16 protein-coding genes and 1 pseudogene are annotated in these 16,465 nt (G+C 71.8%); 8 read left to right on the forward strand and 9 right to left on the reverse strand.

The annotated features are described in order from the left end of the window. Positions 1-414: 414 nt before the first annotated feature. The gene (locus D458_RS0111295; RefSeq protein ID WP_017586860.1) at positions 415-1,197 is read right to left on the reverse strand and encodes an NRDE family protein; all 783 of its coding nucleotides are present in this window, start codon (positions 1,195-1,197) and stop codon (positions 415-417) included. Between the two features lie 336 nt (positions 1,198-1,533). Between D458_RS0111295 and D458_RS33370 the strand changes: the two genes are divergently transcribed. The 4 genes from D458_RS33370 (at position 1,534) to D458_RS0111315 (ending at position 7,400) form a co-directional block, all read left to right on the forward strand. Then, on the forward strand, positions 1,534-4,083 hold the full coding sequence (locus D458_RS33370; protein WP_017586861.1) for an HAD-IC family P-type ATPase: 2,550 nt from the start codon (positions 1,534-1,536) through the stop codon (positions 4,081-4,083). 158 nt (positions 4,084-4,241) lie between these two features. Next, positions 4,242-4,838: an NUDIX domain-containing protein gene (locus D458_RS0111305; protein WP_017586862.1), complete on the forward strand. Its 597-nt coding sequence runs from the start codon at positions 4,242-4,244 to the stop codon at positions 4,836-4,838. 89 nt (positions 4,839-4,927) lie between these two features. Beyond that, positions 4,928-5,356, forward strand: coding sequence for an ArsR/SmtB family transcription factor (locus D458_RS33375; RefSeq protein ID WP_152521115.1), 429 nt, complete (start codon positions 4,928-4,930; stop codon positions 5,354-5,356). Beyond that, the gene (locus D458_RS0111315; RefSeq protein WP_017586864.1) at positions 5,349-7,400 is read left to right on the forward strand and encodes a heavy metal translocating P-type ATPase; all 2,052 of its coding nucleotides are present in this window, start codon (positions 5,349-5,351) and stop codon (positions 7,398-7,400) included. Before D458_RS33375 ends, D458_RS0111315 begins: the two co-directional genes overlap by 8 nt. On the opposite strand, the gene D458_RS35445 is transcribed toward D458_RS0111315, so the two are convergent. Together D458_RS35445 and D458_RS0111320 are read right to left on the reverse strand one after the other, a co-directional pair. After that, positions 7,323-7,529: a DMT family transporter gene (locus D458_RS35445; RefSeq protein WP_275042281.1), complete on the reverse strand. Its 207-nt coding sequence runs from the start codon at positions 7,527-7,529 to the stop codon at positions 7,323-7,325. The two genes, D458_RS0111315 and D458_RS35445, sit on opposite strands and share 78 nt — an antisense overlap. A 33-nt stretch (positions 7,530-7,562) precedes the next feature. Further along, the gene (locus tag D458_RS0111320; RefSeq protein WP_026119198.1) at positions 7,563-8,042 is read right to left on the reverse strand and encodes a GNAT family N-acetyltransferase; all 480 of its coding nucleotides are present in this window, start codon (positions 8,040-8,042) and stop codon (positions 7,563-7,565) included. A 121-nt stretch (positions 8,043-8,163) separates the two neighbouring features. Here D458_RS0111320 and D458_RS0111325 point away from each other — a divergent pair, with 121 nt between their 5' ends. Continuing rightward, positions 8,164-8,652 carry a nucleoside deaminase gene (locus D458_RS0111325; RefSeq protein WP_017586866.1) on the forward strand — a complete coding sequence of 163 codons (489 nt, stop codon included), beginning with the start codon at positions 8,164-8,166 and terminating at the stop codon, positions 8,650-8,652. 130 nt (positions 8,653-8,782) lie between these two features. Continuing rightward, on the forward strand, positions 8,783-9,121 hold the full coding sequence (locus D458_RS0111330; RefSeq protein WP_017586867.1) for an ADP-ribosylglycohydrolase family protein: 339 nt from the start codon (positions 8,783-8,785) through the stop codon (positions 9,119-9,121). Between the two features lie 67 nt (positions 9,122-9,188). Here D458_RS0111330 and D458_RS0111335 read toward each other — a convergent pair whose 3' ends face one another. The 3 genes and pseudogenes from D458_RS0111335 to D458_RS0111345 form a co-directional block, all read right to left on the reverse strand. Further along, on the reverse strand, positions 9,189-9,557 hold the full coding sequence (locus D458_RS0111335) for a helix-turn-helix domain-containing protein (RefSeq protein WP_026119199.1): 369 nt from the start codon (positions 9,555-9,557) through the stop codon (positions 9,189-9,191). Continuing rightward, positions 9,554-9,838: pseudogene (locus D458_RS33380) on the reverse strand (type II toxin-antitoxin system RelE/ParE family toxin); the annotation flags it as partial. The gene D458_RS0111335 and the pseudogene D458_RS33380, both read right to left, overlap by 4 nt. Before the next feature lie 231 nt (positions 9,839-10,069). Next, positions 10,070-10,396: a nuclear transport factor 2 family protein gene (locus D458_RS0111345; protein WP_017586870.1), complete on the reverse strand. Its 327-nt coding sequence runs from the start codon at positions 10,394-10,396 to the stop codon at positions 10,070-10,072. 191 nt (positions 10,397-10,587) lie between these two features. Here D458_RS0111345 and D458_RS0111350 point away from each other — a divergent pair, with 191 nt between their 5' ends. Then, positions 10,588-11,325 (forward strand): potassium channel family protein, encoded by a 738-nt coding sequence (locus D458_RS0111350; protein WP_017586871.1) that lies wholly within the window; start codon positions 10,588-10,590, stop codon positions 11,323-11,325. A gap of 78 nt (positions 11,326-11,403) precedes the next feature. Here D458_RS0111350 and D458_RS0111355 read toward each other — a convergent pair whose 3' ends face one another. Continuing rightward, a complete protein-coding gene (locus D458_RS0111355) occupies positions 11,404-12,000 on the reverse strand; it encodes an FxsA family protein (protein ID WP_017586872.1) in 597 nt (198 codons plus the stop codon). 194 nt (positions 12,001-12,194) lie between these two features. After that, a complete protein-coding gene (gene lnt / locus D458_RS0111360; protein ID WP_026119200.1) occupies positions 12,195-13,838 on the reverse strand; it encodes an apolipoprotein N-acyltransferase in 1,644 nt (547 codons plus the stop codon). 633 nt (positions 13,839-14,471) lie between these two features. Between lnt and D458_RS0111365 the strand changes: the two genes are divergently transcribed. Further along, entirely contained in the window at positions 14,472-15,692 is a 1,221-nt protein-coding gene (locus D458_RS0111365) for an ABC transporter ATP-binding protein (RefSeq protein ID WP_017586874.1), read from the forward strand. A 196-nt stretch (positions 15,693-15,888) separates the two neighbouring features. On the opposite strand, the gene D458_RS0111370 is transcribed toward D458_RS0111365, so the two are convergent. After that, entirely contained in the window at positions 15,889-16,383 is a 495-nt protein-coding gene (locus D458_RS0111370) for a TspO/MBR family protein (RefSeq protein ID WP_017586875.1), read from the reverse strand. Between the last annotated feature and the right edge of the window lie 82 nt (positions 16,384-16,465).

A 16,465-nucleotide genomic window follows, 5' to 3' on the forward strand; every position in this document is an offset into this window, starting at 1 on the left:
GTCAGGGGCGCCAGGGCTCGCTTCACCCACGGGCATGACCGGATGCGGCCCCGACAACAGTTGCTATGCGGCAACAACCCCAAGCCATCAGTACGACACGGACAGCAATAGGGGTGGAGCGCCGACCTGTCGACTGCCTCGCCCTCCCATCGGGCGCTCACACGGGCGTGCGTGCTCCGTTCGTGCTCCGCAGTTCTGGATCAGAGCGGCACCGGGCGGCACCCCTTGACACAAGACGACAGCAGCATTCGGGTGGATCAGGACGGAACGGCACCCCGTGGCACGTACGGGAACGAAAAATCGGACTTCTCCTCCGACGGCCGAATGCCCTGCGTGTTGAGGTCGAGCACGACCGCGCCGCGGAAGCCCCACCCACATCAGGACCGCCGAGGCGACCGACCTCTTCCCTTCCTCCTAGGTCTCGATCATCTGCCAGGCCTCGGGATCGCCCGGGCTGTCGGTGAAGGCGTACCGGACGACCTCCCGGTCCAAGGCGATCAAGGTGACCGAGCCCGTGGCCCAGACCTCACCGTTCCCCAGGTCGGCGTGGGCGATCAGGCCCGTGGGGTCCCCGCCCGGGGTCGTTCCCGCGGAACGGGGCTCGGCGTGGGCGGCCCTGGTGATCAGGCCGGGCCACTCGCCCCAGATCTCCTTCACCGACTCGGCCTGTGTCAGGTCCGGGTCGGGGCGGGTGCGGGTGAACTCCGGGGTGTGGCGGGCGGTACGGGGATCGGTGGGGTTCAGGCCCGTGTTGACCAGGGTGGTCACGCCTCGGGGCAGGGCTCGGGTGTCCAGGCACCGCCCGTCCCAGCTGTACAGGGTGGCGCTGTGCGCGTCGGCGTCCAGGAGGTGGAACGGCGCGTACCGGGTGGGGTCCTCGCCGGCGAGGACATCACGGTTCTGGGTGGCCAGGGTCTTCAGGGGCAGGTCTCCCCGGCTGGCGGGATACGTCCCCTCCCAGGGCATGGTGCCGTCCCAGGGCCACCCGTTGAGCAGGGCGGCCATCCGCTCACGGCTGGTGTCCACGGCGAGCCAGGTGCCTCCGGCGAGGCGGTCGCGGCCTCCGACGAGGTTCGGGCGCTGCGGCCAGTGCCGGGCGGGCCGGTCCCAGGGACGCGAGCGCATCTCGTCCCGGAGCGCGGCGACGACCAGCGGTGTCCTGGCCTCCGGATCGAAACCGACGATGACCGTGCACATCCTGTTGACTCCCACGTGGTCGAATCCCTTGGCAAGGACTCTACGACGCGAGACCCCGAAAATACCCGCCTGGGACGCAATCCCAGGTCGCGGTAGTGCAGGCCCCACGGTGAAGAGACCGCCGAACCCCCGCGCGCGGACCGGTCGGGCTCTTCTACTCTGGTGGCTCCCTACTCTTGTGAGCATTGACGCCGGGGCCCGGCTGAGCGGGGTTCTCGCCGCTCCGGCCCCGCTTCGCCTTCCCCGCCCGACCAGGAGTCATTCGTGCCCGAAGAAGCCGACCGGACCGAACGAGGTCCGACAGCGACCGAACCGTCACCGGTTCGTCCCGCTCTCATGGGACCGCCCCCGGAACCAGGGCTGTCCCGGGAGGAGGTCGCGGAGCGTGTCGCGGGCGGCCGCACCAACGACGTCCCCGTCCGGGCGAGCCGCAGCGTCGGGCAGATCATCCGCGGCAACGTCTTCACCCGTATCAACGCGATGATCGCCGTGCTGTTCTCGATCATCGCGGTGATCGGACCGGTCCAGGACGGGCTCTTCGCGCTGGTCATCGTGATCAACACGCTGATCGGCATCACCCAGGAGCTGCGCGCCAAGCGCACCCTGGACAAGCTCGCGATCGTGAACGCTGCCCGCCCGCGGGTGGTGCGCGACGGCGAGACGGTGCGGGTGGCCACCCAGGAGATCGTCCTGGACGAGGTCCTGGAGATCGGAGTCGGCGACCAGATCGTCGTGGACGGCACCGTCACCTGGGCCGGGGGCCTGGAGGTCGACGAGTCGCTGCTGACCGGCGAGGCCGACCCGGTGTTCAAGCAGCCCGGGGACACGGTGATGTCGGGCAGCTTCGTGGTGGCCGGGTCCGGGCGCTTCCGGGCGACCAAGGTGGGCCGGCACGCGTACGCGGCGCGGCTGGCCGAGGAGGCGAGCCGGTTCTCGCTGGTCTCCTCGGAGCTGCGGTCGGGGATCAACAGCATCCTGCGCTGGATCACGTTCGCGCTGTTCCCCATCGGCGCCCTGCTCGTCTACAGCCAGCTGTTCATGAACGGGCAGGTCGCGCTGGACGAGCCCGTCTCCGGTGGTGTCTCGGGGCCGCTGGCCGACGCGCTGCGCGGCATGGTGGCGGCGCTGGTGTCGATGATCCCCGAGGGGCTCATCCTGTTGACGAGCATCGCGTTCGCGGTCGGGGTGATCCGGCTGGGCCGCCACAAGTGCCTGGTGCAGGAGCTGCCCGCCATCGAGGGCCTGGCCCGGGTGGACGTGGTGTGCACGGACAAGACCGGCACGCTGACCGAGGTCGGCATGAAGCTGGCCGAGATCCGCGACCTGGGCGGTGGCCGGCCGTACGAGGAGGTGCGCGCCGACGAGGGCGCGCGTGCCAACGGCAACGGTGTCCGCAACGGAAACGGCAGCGGCGCCGCGAAGCGAATTCCGGCGCCGGTGTCCCCGACCCGGGTGCTGGCAGCGCTGGCCGCCTGCGACCCGGATCCGAACCCGAGCATGGTCGCGATCGCCGAGGGGTGTGCGGCCAGTGGGCAGCAGACCCCCGACTGGAGCGTGAGCGCCCTCGCCCCGTTCTCCTCCGCGCGCAAGTGGAGCGGGGCGAGCCTGGTGACCCCCGCGGGTGAGCAGCACTGGGTGCTCGGCGCCGCCGACGTCCTCGTCGATCCGCGCTCCCCCGCCGCCGCCGAGGCCGCCCGCCTGGGCGCGCAGGGCCTGCGGGTCCTGCTGTTGGCCCGGGCCGCGGCCCGGGTGGACGAGGAGTCCGCCCCGGGAACCGTGGAGCCGGTGTCCCTGGTGGTGCTGGACCAGCGGGTGCGCGAGGACGCCGGACCGACCCTGGACTACTTCGCCGACCAGGGCGTGGACGTCAAGATCGTCTCGGGCGACCACGCCGCCTCGGTCGGCGCGGTCGGCCGTGAGCTGCGTCTGGAGGGCGCCGACCGGCCGGTGGACGCCCGCGAGCTGCCCGAGGACCCCGAGAAACTGTCCCGGCTGGTGGAGGAGGGCTCCGCCTTCGGCCGGGTGACGCCCGAGCGCAAGCGCGACATGGTGCGCGGCCTGCGCGAGCGCGGGCACACCGTGGCGATGACCGGTGACGGCGTCAACGACGTGCTGGCGCTGAAGGAGGCCGACATCGGGGTGGCGATGGGGTCGGGCAGCCCGGCCTCGCGCTCGGTGGCCCAGCTGGTGCTGTTGGACAACCGGTTCGCGGTCCTGCCGCGGGTGGTGGCCGAGGGCCGCCGGGTGATCGGCAACATCGAACGGGTGGCCAGCCTGTTCCTGACCAAGACCGTGTACACGATGACGCTGGCGATCATCGTGGGCCTGCTGGCCGTGGCCTACCCGTTCTTCCCCCGGCACGCCACCCTGATCAACGCGGTGACCTTCGGGATCCCGTCGTTCTTCCTGGCGCTGGCGCCCAACACCGACATCGCGCGGCCGGGGTTCGTGCTGCGCACGCTGCGGCTGGCGGTCCCGTCGGGGATGGTGGCCGGGTTGGCGGCGGTGACGACCTACCTGCTGGTGCTCGGCGGGCGGACGGTGCCCGACCCCTCGGACCGCACGGCGGTGGTGATCACGCTGTGCGCGACCACGCTGTGGGTCCTGCTGCTGGTCGCCAAACCGTACGTGTGGTGGAAGGTGCTGCTGGTCGGCTCCATGGTGGGGCTCCTGACCCTGGCCATGGTGACGCCGTTGGGGCAGTGGTTCTTCGAACTCGACGTGAGCGACCCGACGAAGGTCCTCACGGGGCTCGCGGTGGCCGGGGCGGCGATCGCGGTGATCACGGTGATCCGGGTGGTGGACGACCGGATGCTGAGCCGATCGCAGGCCGAGGCCGACGCAAAGGCGGCACAGGAGCGGGAGACCGCCGAGACACCGTCCTGACCTGGACAAAAGGGGCCCGCCACGCAACCGTGGCGGGCCCTCTTCCATGAGGTACCTGTTCGGGAACCACCTCGCGGCCGCCCAGCGTGGGAACTGTTCACGGCCGGTGCCGAGCGCGATCCTGGGTGCGCCACGTGTCTGGATCGACAGGAGCCACATTGAGCATCCCCAACACGCACATCCGCGCCGTGCTGGACGGTTATCTGGAACGCTTCCCCAAGGAAGCCGACGCGACCGGCCCCCTGGTGCGAGCCCTGGACGGTGAGCACGAGCTCTCCTCGCCCAAGGAGTTCCGTGTCGGGCACGTGACCGCCGGGGCCGTGGTGCTCGACCCGTGTTGGCGGGTGCTGATGGTCCGGGAGGGGGACCGGGGGCCCTGGCTCCTGCCGGGCGGTCACCTGATCGATGAGGACGGCGCGCTGGACGAGGCGTCGCTGAGCCGCCTGACGCAGGCCACCGGCCTGGAACCCGCGCAGGTCGAACCCGCCGCGGACCCGGTCCCGCTGGACCTGGACATCCACCGGGTCCCCGAGGACGCCGGCCGGGGCGAGCCCGAGCACGAGCACTTCGCCTTCCTGTACCTGTACCGGGCGACCGCGGCGACCGTTCCGGCGGGCGGCGGGGCCTCGGGCGCCCTCGCCTGGCGGCCGCACACCGACGTCCCCTCGGCCCGGTTGGCGGCGAAGATCTCCCAGACGCTGGCGACCAGCCGCGCGGCGGCCACCCGGGAGGCCGGTGAGGTGAGCGGGGTCTGAGCCCTCCCCTGTATCGGGTTCGGGGTCTCGCCGGGTGCCGGGGGTGACCCCCGCTTTGATTCATCGCCATATGTGAATATGATCGCCCCATGACGATGAATGATGACGGTGGTGTGGAGGGGGCCTGCGAGGGCTCCGGGCTGGACGCGGCCGAGGCCCTCTTCCACAGCCTCTCCGACAGCACCCGGCTGGCGATCGTGCAGCGCCTGGCCCGCGGCGAGGCCCGCGTGACCGACCTCGTGGAACAGCTGGGCCTGGCTCAGTCCACGGTCTCCAAGCACGTCTCCTGCCTGCGCGACTGCGGGCTGGTGGACGGGCGCCCGCAGGGGCGGCAGGTGTTCTACTCGCTCAGCCGTCCCGAGCTGATGGACCTGCTCTCCGCGGCGGAGACCCTGCTGGCCTCGACCGGCAACGCGGTGGCCCTGTGCCCCACCTACGGAACCGACAGCGCGGCCGCGGCGGAGCCGGCAGGGGCGGCTCCAGTGGCGGGATCCGGTGCGGCGGTGCGTGATGAGTGACGCCTGCTGCGGCGGCGACTCCCCCGCTCAGTCTGACTCCGCCACCGAACCCGAAGGCCCCACCCGGCTCTGGCAGGTCGGTGAGATGCGGTTCGCCGCCGTCGCCGCGCCCCTGCTGCTGGCCGGGTACGCGGCGGGCTGGTTCGGCGCCCCCGAGGCCGCCGGCCTCGTCCTCAAGAGCGCCGCGCTGCTGGTCGCCGCGTGGACGTTCGTCCCCTCGACCCTGCGCCGCCTGTTCCGGCCGGGTCCGCTGCGGAACCGGATCGGGGTCGGCACCCTGATGACCCTGGCCGCCGTCGGCGCCGTCGCCCTGGGCGAGGTCGGCGAGGCCGCGATGCTGGCCGTGCTGTTCACCATCGCCGAGGGCCTGGAGGAGTACGCCGTCGCCCGGACCCGGCGCGGCCTGCGCGCGCTGCTGGACCTGGTCCCGGCCCGGGCGACCATCCTGCGCGACGGGGGCGAGCACACCGTCTCCCCGGACCAGCTCGGCCCCGGCCAGACCCTGGTGCTGCGCCCCGGCGAGCGGCTGGCCACCGACGGCGTGGTCGCCTCCGGGCACACCAGCCTGGACACCTCGGCCATCACCGGGGAGTCGGTGCCGGTGGAGACGGGTCCCGGAGACGAGGTGTACGCCGGTTCGGTCAACGGCACCGGCCCGCTGGAGATCACCGTGACCGCCGGCGCCGAGGACAACTCCCTGGCGCGCATCGTGCGGATCGTGGAGGCCGAGCAGGCCCGCAAGGGCCGGGGCCAGCGGCTGGCCGACCGCGTCGCCCGCCCCCTGGTTCCCGGAGTGATGATCGCCGCCGCGCTGGTGGCGGGGGTCGGTTCGCTCCTCGGCGACCCGCTGACCTGGATCGAACGGGCGCTGGTCGTGCTGGTCGCGGCCTCGCCCTGCGCCCTGGCGATCTCCGTCCCGGTCACCGTGGTCGCGGCGATCGGCGCCGCGTCCCGCCAGGGCGCCCTGGTCAAGGGCGGCGCGGCGCTGGAGGCGATGGGCCGGGTCCGGGTCGTGGCCCTGGACAAGACCGGCACCCTCACTCGCAACGATCCCGCCGTCGTCGAGACGGCCCCCGCCCCCGGGTACACCCGTGAGCGGGTCCTGGACCTGGCCGCGGCCCTGGAGGCGCGCAGCGAGCACCCGCTGGCCCGTGCCGTCCTGACCGCCCACGCCCTTCGGTCCCCCGGCCGGGGCCCCGCTCCGGCCGAGGACGTCCGGGCGGTTCCCGGGTCCGGGCTGGTCGGACGGGTGGACGGCACGGAGGTGCGGCTGGGCCGTCCCGGCTGGGTCGACCCCGGACCCCTCGAAGCGACCGTGGAACGGCTGCTGGGCCTGGGGGCGACCGTGGTCCTGGTGGAGGAGGGGGGTTCGGTCGCGGGCGCCCTCGCCGTCCGGGACGAACTGCGCCCCGAGGCCGCCGAGGTCGTCGCCGAGCTGCGCCGCTCCGGTTACCGGGTGGCGATGCTGACCGGGGACCACCGCGCCACGGCCGAGGCCCTGGCCGCGGAGGCCGGGATCGACCCGGAGGAGGTCCGTGCCGGGCTGCTCCCCGAGGACAAGGCCCGGGTGGTGGGTGAACTCCGCTCCGGCGGCCAGGTGGTGATGGTCGGCGACGGGGTCAACGACGCCCCGGCCCTGGCCGGCGCCGACCTGGGTGTGGCCATGGGCGCCATGGGCACCGACGTGGCCGTGGAGACCGCCGACGTCGCCCTGATGGGCGAGGACCTGCGCAACCTGCCCCGGGTACTGGCACACGCCCGCCGCTCCCGGGTGATCATGTGGCAGAGCATCGGGCTGTCGCTGGCCATCATCGTCGGCCTGATGCCGCTGGCCCTGTTCGGTGTGCTGGGGTTGGCCGCTGTGGTCCTGGTGCACGAGGTGGCGGAGGTCGTGGTCATCGCCAACGGCATGCGCGCCGGACGCCGCCGCCCGGTGAGGGGTCCGGGGGCCGGGGCTCCGCGCGTCTCAGCCGCCCACGAGGTGGAGGCCCGCGACCCCGACCACGATCGCGGCGAGGCCGAGCAGCCGACCGGGAGAGGCTGACTCCCCCAGGAAGAGCATCCCGGCCCCGGCGGTGCCGACCGCCCCGACGCCCACCCACACGGCGTAGGCGCCGCCGACCGGGAGCTCCCGGAGCGCGAACGACAGCATCGCCGGACTCACCAGCGCCACCGCGGTCCCGGACACCCGTCGGCAGAAACGGGCTCAGAGGGCCTTGAAGTAGTTGACCGCCGGCATCGCGGTGTAACCGGCGCTCTCGTAGGCGACGCGGGCCGGGGCGTGGCCGGGGTCGCCGCCGGTGCTGACGAGGGCGACCCTCATGCCCTCCTCGCGCATGAACCCCTCAGCGGCCTCGATGAGCGCCGAACCCACGCCCCGCTCCTGCTGGTCGGGATCGACCGCGAGCATGTGCAGTTCCCCCACCCGCTCCCCGTGGTCGAGTCGCACCGTGGCGAACCCGGCGATGCGGTCGGTGACCGCCACCCACGCCCGGACCTCCTCCGCGTCCAGGTCGGCGCGCACGTCCCGGGCCTGGGTCAGGCGCCAGTCCCCCACCGTCAGCGCGTAGATCTCGGCGCCCATCACCTTCGCCATCGAGGCGTGCACGGGTTCCCAGGCGCGTAGAGCCAGGGCGACCACGGCCTCGTGGTCCTGCGGGGCACAGGCGCGAATACTGATGTCCATGGCCGGAGCGTAACCACACCCGGCCCGGACCGACCACGGGTTTTCCGGGGGCACGGCGGTCACGGCACCGGGCCGGTCGCGCGATACGGTGGCGCCGAACTCGGAGCGAAGGAGTCAGGCGATGGTGAGCGAGACCGATCTTCGGCACCTGCGGCGCGCGGTGGACCTGGCGGCGGAGGCGCTGGACAAGGGTGACGAGCCCTTCGGGTCGGTGCTGGTGGGCGCGGACGGGACCGTGCTGTTCGAGGACCACAACCACGTGGCCGGGGGCGACTCCACCCAGCACCCGGAGTTCGCGATCGCCCGATGGGCCGCGCAGCACCTCTCCCCCGCCGACCGCGCGGAAGCGACCGTGTACACCTCGGGCGAGCACTGCCCGATGTGCTCGGCCGCGCACGCCTGGGTGGGGCTGGGCCGGATCGTGTACGCCGCCTCCTCCCGGCAGCTGGGCTCCTGGCTGGCGGAGTGGGGTGTCCCGGCCGGTCCCGTGCGGACCCTGGCGATCACCGAGGTCGCCCCGGGCCTGCGGGTGGAGGGCCCCGTGGACTCCTTCACCGAGGAGGTCCGCGCCCTGCACGCCCGCCTCCACGGCCGCGGGCCCCGGCCCTGAACCGGGGGCGCGCGGCGAGGGCCGTGCGTCCGCCCTCACCGTGCTGATCGAAAACGATCGAATCGATCATGACCGGTTGGCCAGGGATTTCGTCGACCGATACGCCCCCGGTCGAGGTTACGGCCCGTCCATGAACCGGCTTCTGCGCCGGATCGGGGACGGTGAGGCCTGGCGCGAGGTGGCGCCGGGGACCCTGCCCCAGCACGCGGCGGCGGTCCTGGGGAACGGCACCGGGCTGTCGGCGCAGGACACCGTGCCGTTCGCGCTGTGGTGCGCGGCGGGGCACCCGGACGACCTGGTCGGGGCGCTGTGGACCACCGTCGCGGGCCTGGGCGACCGCGACACCACGTGTGCCATCGCGGGTGGTGTGGTCGCCGCCCGCACCGGTGATGCGGGCGTTCCCAGAACCTGTGTGGAGGGCCGAGAGCCCCTCCCCGCCTTGGTCACAGCCACGGGTTCGGCCTGTTAGCACTCCTCACGCACACCGCGCCCGCGGCCGCACTTCCATGGCATGAGGATCGGAGCCGGTTCCGGTGTCAGGCGGCGGAGGAACGGCCCCCGGTCCCGGTTTCCTCCGGTTGAGGGCCCTCGGGGGTGACGAATCGAAAGACCGAGGTGTCACCGTCGAGATCGATGGTCATCGCCGCGTCCAGAGCCCGCACCAGACGGTTGAGCAACGGGATCGTGGGCACCGAGTCACCACCCTCGATGTTGGAGATCTGGGGTTGGGTCATCCCCGCCCGTCGAGCCACCTCGGCCTGTGACAGGCCGAGCTCGACCCGTCGGTCATACACCGCCTGGCCAAGGGCGAAGGCGTGACCGGCTTCCACGTAGGCGGCGGATTCCTCGACTTGTTCGTTCACCAGGCGCCTGGTCCTACGAGTGCGCCACTGGGAGTGGTTCACGGGTTCTCCTCCCTGGTCCGCTCGTACCGGTGCTCGGCCCGGCCATGGAGTGCCTCGCACTCCTTCTGTGCTTGCAAGGCCCGATCGACTTCGCTTCTCTCCCGTTGACGTGTCTTACGGAAGACTGTCAACAGGACGATCCGCCGTTCCGAAGCGAGCCAATAGGTGATGCGCACTGAGCTGCCATCCATGATGAAGCGCAGCTCTCGTAGCTTGCCTCCCAGGTGGCGGGAGTACGGCTCACCCAACGTTGTCGGTCGGGTCGCCAGCATGTCAGCGGCTCGTTCAACCTTGTCCTAGTGCGCGCCTGAAAGCAGCTCCAGCCACTGTCGGACCTCCGGTTCGATCTCGATCTTCCAGGGTTCGTCCACCGCTCGAATATATAAATATTCATATAATGATACCTGTGAAATCGAGGAAGAGACAGAAGTTGGCGATTGTGCTGGTTCTTGAGTGATCCGCAGCGGCTCGCCGGGACCCGCCGGGAGCTCCTCAGCCCCGCCCGGCCCGGCTCAGCCCTCGCGGATGGTCATGCGGGTGATCTTGTTCCCCTGCACGGCGAACGCGAACGAACTCAGCCCGTTGGCGTGCTCGGACCGCCAGTCACCGACCACGGTGACCCCGCCCCCGTCGGCCTCGGCCGACCGGACGCTGAGGACGCCCCGGGCCCCGATGAACTCCTTGTCGCTCCACCGCTTGATGGCGTCGTACCCCTGGAACTCGCGTCCCCAGTCGTCCACCACCCCGTCGGGGGCGAAGGCGTCCAGGAAGCCCTGTTCGTCGTGCTCGTTGACCTTGTCGATGAAGGACGCCACCGGCTCGGGGATGCTCGTGCTCATGCTCTCTCCGTGGTTCGGGAACGGACGTTGCCCTGCTCATCGAGGATGCTTCCGGACGGGAGTGCTGCCGCGTACCGACACGGCTCCAAGGTCGGGCAAACAACTCCCGTGCCTCGCACTGCCCCCCGCGGCCGCCGGGCTAACCTCCCCGGGAACGGTGGCGTCGTCGCGGAGGATGCGGGGGAACGGGTATGCGCGGTCGGCCCGGGCTGTCGAGGTCCCTGGTGGTGTTCCTGGCCGCCGCGGTGCTGCTGCACTTCGCGTATCCGCTGACCCTGCACGGGCTGCTGGGGCCGGTGCTGTACACGCTGCTGTACCCGACCGTGGTCTTCCTGGGTGTGCGCGTGGTCCAGCCCGCCGGCCGGCGACTGGTCCCCGTGGCGGTGTTCTCGGCGGTGTTCCTGGCCACCGGCTTCTGGGCGACCCTCCACCCGGGTGAGCCCCTCGCCCGCCTCGGGCTCTTCACCTCCATCGTGCTGTTCCAGGGCTACCTGATCCTGGAGCTGCTGATGTTCGTCTTCAGGTACCGGCGCCGGCGCAGCCCGCCGCACGGCCCGCAGCTGATCCTGGCGGCCGTCTGCGCCTACCTGCTGCTGGGCGGGGTGTTCGCCGCGCTGTTCGGCATGGTGGAGGCCCTCTGGCCGGGCAGTTTCGAGGACTCCCTCGCCCCGCACACACCGGTGGACTGGCAGGACCTGACCTACCTGAGCTTCGTCACCCTGGTCACGCTGGGATACGGGGACATCGTGCCGCTCACCCCCTGGGCGCGTTCGCTGGCCACGGGCGAGGCGGCGACGGGGACCCTGTTCCTGGCCACGGTCATCGCCCGCATCGTGGGCGCCTACGTCTCTCCCGCCGCCCCGGACTCCCCCGGCCCGCCGGAGGCTCCCGGTCCCGCCGACGAGCGCGGCCGACCGGGCCACACGTGAGGAGGCCCGCCGGGTGCGATCCGCGGCGGGCCTCCACTGCTCCTCACGGGGGCGTGTGCGCCCCCGTGAGCCGGAAGATCAGTTCCTGTCGTCCTCGTCGGGCTCGAACCGGCCCTGGATGACGCGGCCCCGGTTGGCGGCGGGACGGTCCTGGCCGGCGCCGGGGTTCGGGCCGCCCGGGGTCTGCCCGAAGGGGTTTCCGGGTGTGCCGGAACCCGCCGGACCGCCCGGGCCGAAGGGGCCCTGGTTCGGGACGGTGGCGCCGCGGGCGGCGAACTCCTCGTTCACGCGCTCCTGCATCTTCTTCATCCGGCGGGCCGCCCAGCCCGCGAACACCCACCGCAGGGCGGGCCGGGTGACCGGGGTGGCCAGCAGGACGCCGACCGCCGCGGTGAGGAAGCCGGGGATGACCAGCAGGATGCCGCCGGCCATGAGCATCAGCGGGTCGAGCAGGCCCTTGCGGGGCTGGTCGCCGGTGCGCATCGCCTCGTCGGCCTCCTGGACGACCTCGCGGAAGGCCCGTCCCGTGTGCCTCAGCACCGCCACGCCCAGGATCATCAGCGAGACCAGGGCCGCCAGTGTCCAGGGCACACCGATCTGGCCGCCGACCCAGATCATCAGGCCCACCTCAAGGAAGGGCAGTGCCATCAGTGCCAGCACAATCAGCAGCGGCATCGCGAACCATCCTCAGTGTCGTGGGCCGAAACCGGGTCTTCCCCTGATGGGGAGAACGTCCCCGTGGTGTGAATGGTTCCCGGCACCGGGCCTCTCACGCACACGGGACGCCCCTTCGCAGCACACCTTCGGCACAGGTGTCCCCCCGGACCCGGACGGCGCTCCAGCACCCGGCCGGCTCCCCGGGCGGCGCCTCAGGAGCGCGCGCGGCGGGCCACGATCACCGAGGCGATGACGGCGGCCAGGCCGATCGCCGCGATCAGGGCCTCGGGCACCGCTCCGAGCCGGGTGGCGACCGTGGGGCCGTCCATCGCGGTGAGCTCGGCGACGTGGATGTCGGGCTCGGCCTCGGGCGACTCGTAGACCACCGTGCCGTCGGGGTCGACCACGGCGCTGATCCCGCTGGTGGAGACCACCACGGCGGGGCGGCCGTGCTCGACGGCGCGCAGCTGGGTGATGGCCAGCTGCTGGTTGGACTGGCCGGTGAAGTTGTAGTTGGCGTTGTTGGTGGGGATCACGATGATCTGCCCGCCCGCGGCCACGGACTCGCGCACCGGCGGGTCGAAGGCGACGTCGAAGCAGATCCCCACGGCCAGGGTGGTGCCCGCGATGTCGAGGGCGCCGGGCTCGGTGCCGGGGACGGCGTCGGAGCTGACCTGCTCCAGCCGCGAGACGAACCGGGTGAAGAAGTCGCGGTAGGGGATGTACTCGCCGAACGGGACGAGGTAGCGCTTCTCGTAGGTCTCGCCCGGGCCGGTCTCGGGGTCCCAGACCACGCTCTGGACGTAGCGGGTGCCGTCGTCGTTGAAGCGGCTCATGCCCCACAGGAGGGGGACGCCGATGTCCGCGGCGGCCTCCTGGATGGTCTCCTCGGCGACGGGGTCGCGGAAGGGGTCGATGTCGCTGGCGTTCTCCGGCAGCAGCACGAGGTCGGGTTCGGGGTACTCGCCCGCGCGGACCGCGTCGGCGAGGTCGTGGACGCCGTCGGCGTGGTTGCGGAGCACCTGCATGCGCTCGCCGAGGACGGACATCTCGCCGACGTTGGGGACGTTGCCCTGGACCATGCCGACGGTGACGGTCTCCAGCGGGGCGGGACGGCCGATCGCGGGGGCCACGAGGCCGCCCAGGACGATCGCGGCGCTGGTGGCCAGGCCGACGGCCGGAACGAGCGCCCTGGCGCGGCCACGGGCCGGTACGGCGCGCAGGACGGTCCACAGCAGCATCGACCCGGTGAGGGCGACGGCGAAGGTGACCAGGGCCGAGGAGCCCAGGGCGGCGTAGCCCACGAAGGGGGTGTCCGGCTGGGCGTAGGCGAGTTTGCCCCACGGGAAGCCGCCGAGCGGCCAGCGGGCGCGCACGGCCTCCTGGGCGACCCACAGGGCGGCGGTCCACAGCGGCCAGTAGGGCAGGCGCGCGACCAGGGCCAGGCCCATGGCCATGGGAAGGAAGTAGACGGTCTCGGCGCCGGCGATGGCCAGCCACACGTCGATGCCGAAGATGTCCTGCCAGCTGACCAGCGGGACCATGAGGGTGGCGCCGGAGAGGGCGCCGAGCCAGGCGGCGCGGCGCGTCCGCGTCCCGCCGACGGCCAGGAGGAGCAGCGCTGCACTCAGCGGGCCGAGCCACCAGAAGCCGTACGGCGGGAGCGCGAAGAGCTGGGCCAGGCCCGCTCCGACCGCGGCCAGAGCCCGCCAGAGGAGATCGAGACGTCCCCAGCGGTGCCCCGGGGCCAAGGGGGACCACACTGTGGCCCGCGCCTCGGACTCCGGCGCCGTGGTGTTCGGCGAGGGTCTGTCGGGGCTCGGAGCGGGCTCCGGCCCCTTCTGCTCGGCAACCACGTGGGGTGCTCGCTTTCCGCTGGGTTATGAGGGTCCTGGCGGTCAGCATATGGGGGGACGCGGAAAAGGCCCGAGCCACCCTTCGGACCGGCTCCGTCCCGTCGGCGGCGAGCTCGGAAGACCGTTGTCTACTGGATGTTCGGGCCTTTTCCGGGTCCAACCCCCCGCCCGGTCGCGGTACTCCGCCCCTCACCCGATCCCAACTGCACCTGGCGCGTGATGCAGCGTCCAATCGGACGAGTGGGGGCCGCACAACCGGTCCGTCCAGTGCTGGACTGGTCGTTAGGTTACCCAGACTCCCCGACCCCTTGTCTCAACCCGGGCGCCGTGTCGTGGCTACCGCGTCAAGTGATGGGAGGGAAGCAAGAGATGAACCGTCGGACAGGCTAACGCACCTGGGCTCAGCACGCCAGCTGACCCGGGGCGGTTTGCGCATGACCGCAATCGGATCGAAATCAAAGATGCTATGGACATTTTGATCGCGATCATGTCTGATGTGATCAACAAACCAGCCCGTTTCGATCAACTTCGAACACTGAGCCGGGTTGGCAGGATCTGGTGGAAGAGTTCACCCACAGGATCCGCCCGCATTGAATACGCCACACCCACGACCCGAAGCAGGAGCTGACAGCCATGGCGGAGATCGTCCTCGAGGGCGTCGACAAGGTCTACGGCGGCGACGTCAAGGCCGTAGACAACCTCAACCTCCAGATCAACGACGGCGAGTTCATGGTGCTCGTCGGCCCCTCCGGCTGCGGCAAGTCCACCGCGCTGCGCATGATCGCCGGCCTGGAGGAGATCTCCGCGGGCACGCTGGTCATCGGTGACGAGATCGTCAACGACCGTCCGCCGAAGGACCGCGACATCGCGATGGTCTTCCAGAACTACGCGCTCTACCCCCACATGACCGTCGAGCAGAACCTCGCCTTCGGCCTGAAGCTGCGCAAGGTCGCCAAGACCGAGATCGCCCGCCGCGTCGGCGAGGCCGCCGAGATGCTCGGCCTCGAGCCCTACCTCAAGCGCAAGCCGGGCGCGCTCTCCGGCGGTCAGCGCCAGCGTGTGGCCATGGGCCGCGCCATCGTCCGCGAGCCGCAGGCCTTCCTCATGGACGAGCCGCTGTCCAACCTGGACGCCAAGCTGCGCGTGCAGATGCGCGCCTCCCTGAACCAGCTCCACGAGCGCCTGGGCGTCACCACCGTCTACGTCACCCACGACCAGATCGAGGCGATGACCCTCGGCGACCGGGTCGCGGTGCTGCGGGACGGCCGCCTCCAGCAGGTCGACACCCCCAAGCGCCTCTTCGACTCGCCCGTCAACCTGTTCGTGGCCGGGTTCATCGGCTCCCCGGCGATGAACTTCGTCGACGCCGAGATCTCCCGTGACGGTGACGGCGCGGTGCTCAAGTTCGCCGACCACAAGCTCCCGATCCCGGCCAGTCTCCTCAAGGAGCGTCCGCACCTGAGCGAGTACGTGGGCCGCTCGGTCATCCTGGGCATCCGCCCCTCGGACTTCAGCGACGCGGAGTTCGACGGCAACGACGACCCCCGCATCGACGTCGTCGCCAACGTCACCGAGGAGCTGGGCACCGAGATCAACGTGATCTTCGGCGTCGACGCCCCGCCGGTGCGCCACGAGGACGCGACCGCCCTGGCCAAGGACGCCGCCGGTGACGACGAGGACAGCGCCGAGGCCGCCATGCCGCTGGGCAGCCACCGCTCGCTGTTCACCGCCCGCGTGAGCCCGCGCAGCAGCGTCCGCCCGGGCAGCACGATCAGCCTGTCGGTGGACGTCAGCCAGCTGCACTTCTTCGACCAGGAGAGCGGTCTGGCCATCGGCCACCCCGACAACGTCTGAGCCCTGACGTCTCAGCTCCTCTCCGACCGACCCCTCCCCACGGTCCTCCCCCGGACCGGCACGTGCGGGCGGCGCCCCGATCCCCCGGGGCGCCGCCCGCATCGTCTTCTCCGTGGTTCCGGTTCCCGGCCGGCCCGCTTCCTTCCCGCGGAGCGCCCGCTTCCCGGAGCCGGTCACCCGGGTTCCGGTGGGCGGGTCAGTTGGCCGCCCAGATCGCGGCGTTGAGCGCGGCGGCGAAGACCACCCAGGCCAGATAGGGGGCGAGCAGCAGGGCAGCCGCCCGGCTGTGCCGCAGGGCCAGGAGCAGGGTCACCGCCACCGCCGCGGCCAGGAGCACGATGTCCACGAGGGCGGCCCCGTAGAGCGCGGCCCCGAAGAACAGCGGCGTCCAGGCGGCGTTGAGCAGCAGCTGGAGCGCGTAGACGGCCAGGAAGGCGGCCACGCCCTCCTCCGCCGCGCGCCACACCAGCCAGCCCGCCACGGCGACGCACACGTACAGGGCGATCCACACCGGGCTGAACAGCCAGGCGGGCGGAGCCCACGCGGGCAGGTCCAGCCGGGCGTAGACGCCACCCGAGCCCGCGGCCGCGACGCCCCCGACCAGCGCGGTGGCCAGGACCGCAGCCGCGAAACCCGCGGCTGCCGGCAGCGAACGGCTCGGGGCGGGTGTGGTTCGGACGGTCTTCTCCATCGGTCCCTCCTCGGACTCCGGCTCTCCTCGGACGCGGCCTCTCCCGGGACCTACCCGCTCCGCTCCCGGGTGACCCGGACCG

Origin of the sequence: Nocardiopsis ganjiahuensis DSM 45031, from assembly GCF_000341085.1 — a bacterium.
In the GTDB taxonomy this organism is placed as follows: Bacteria; Actinomycetota; Actinomycetes; order Streptosporangiales; family Streptosporangiaceae; genus Nocardiopsis; species Nocardiopsis ganjiahuensis.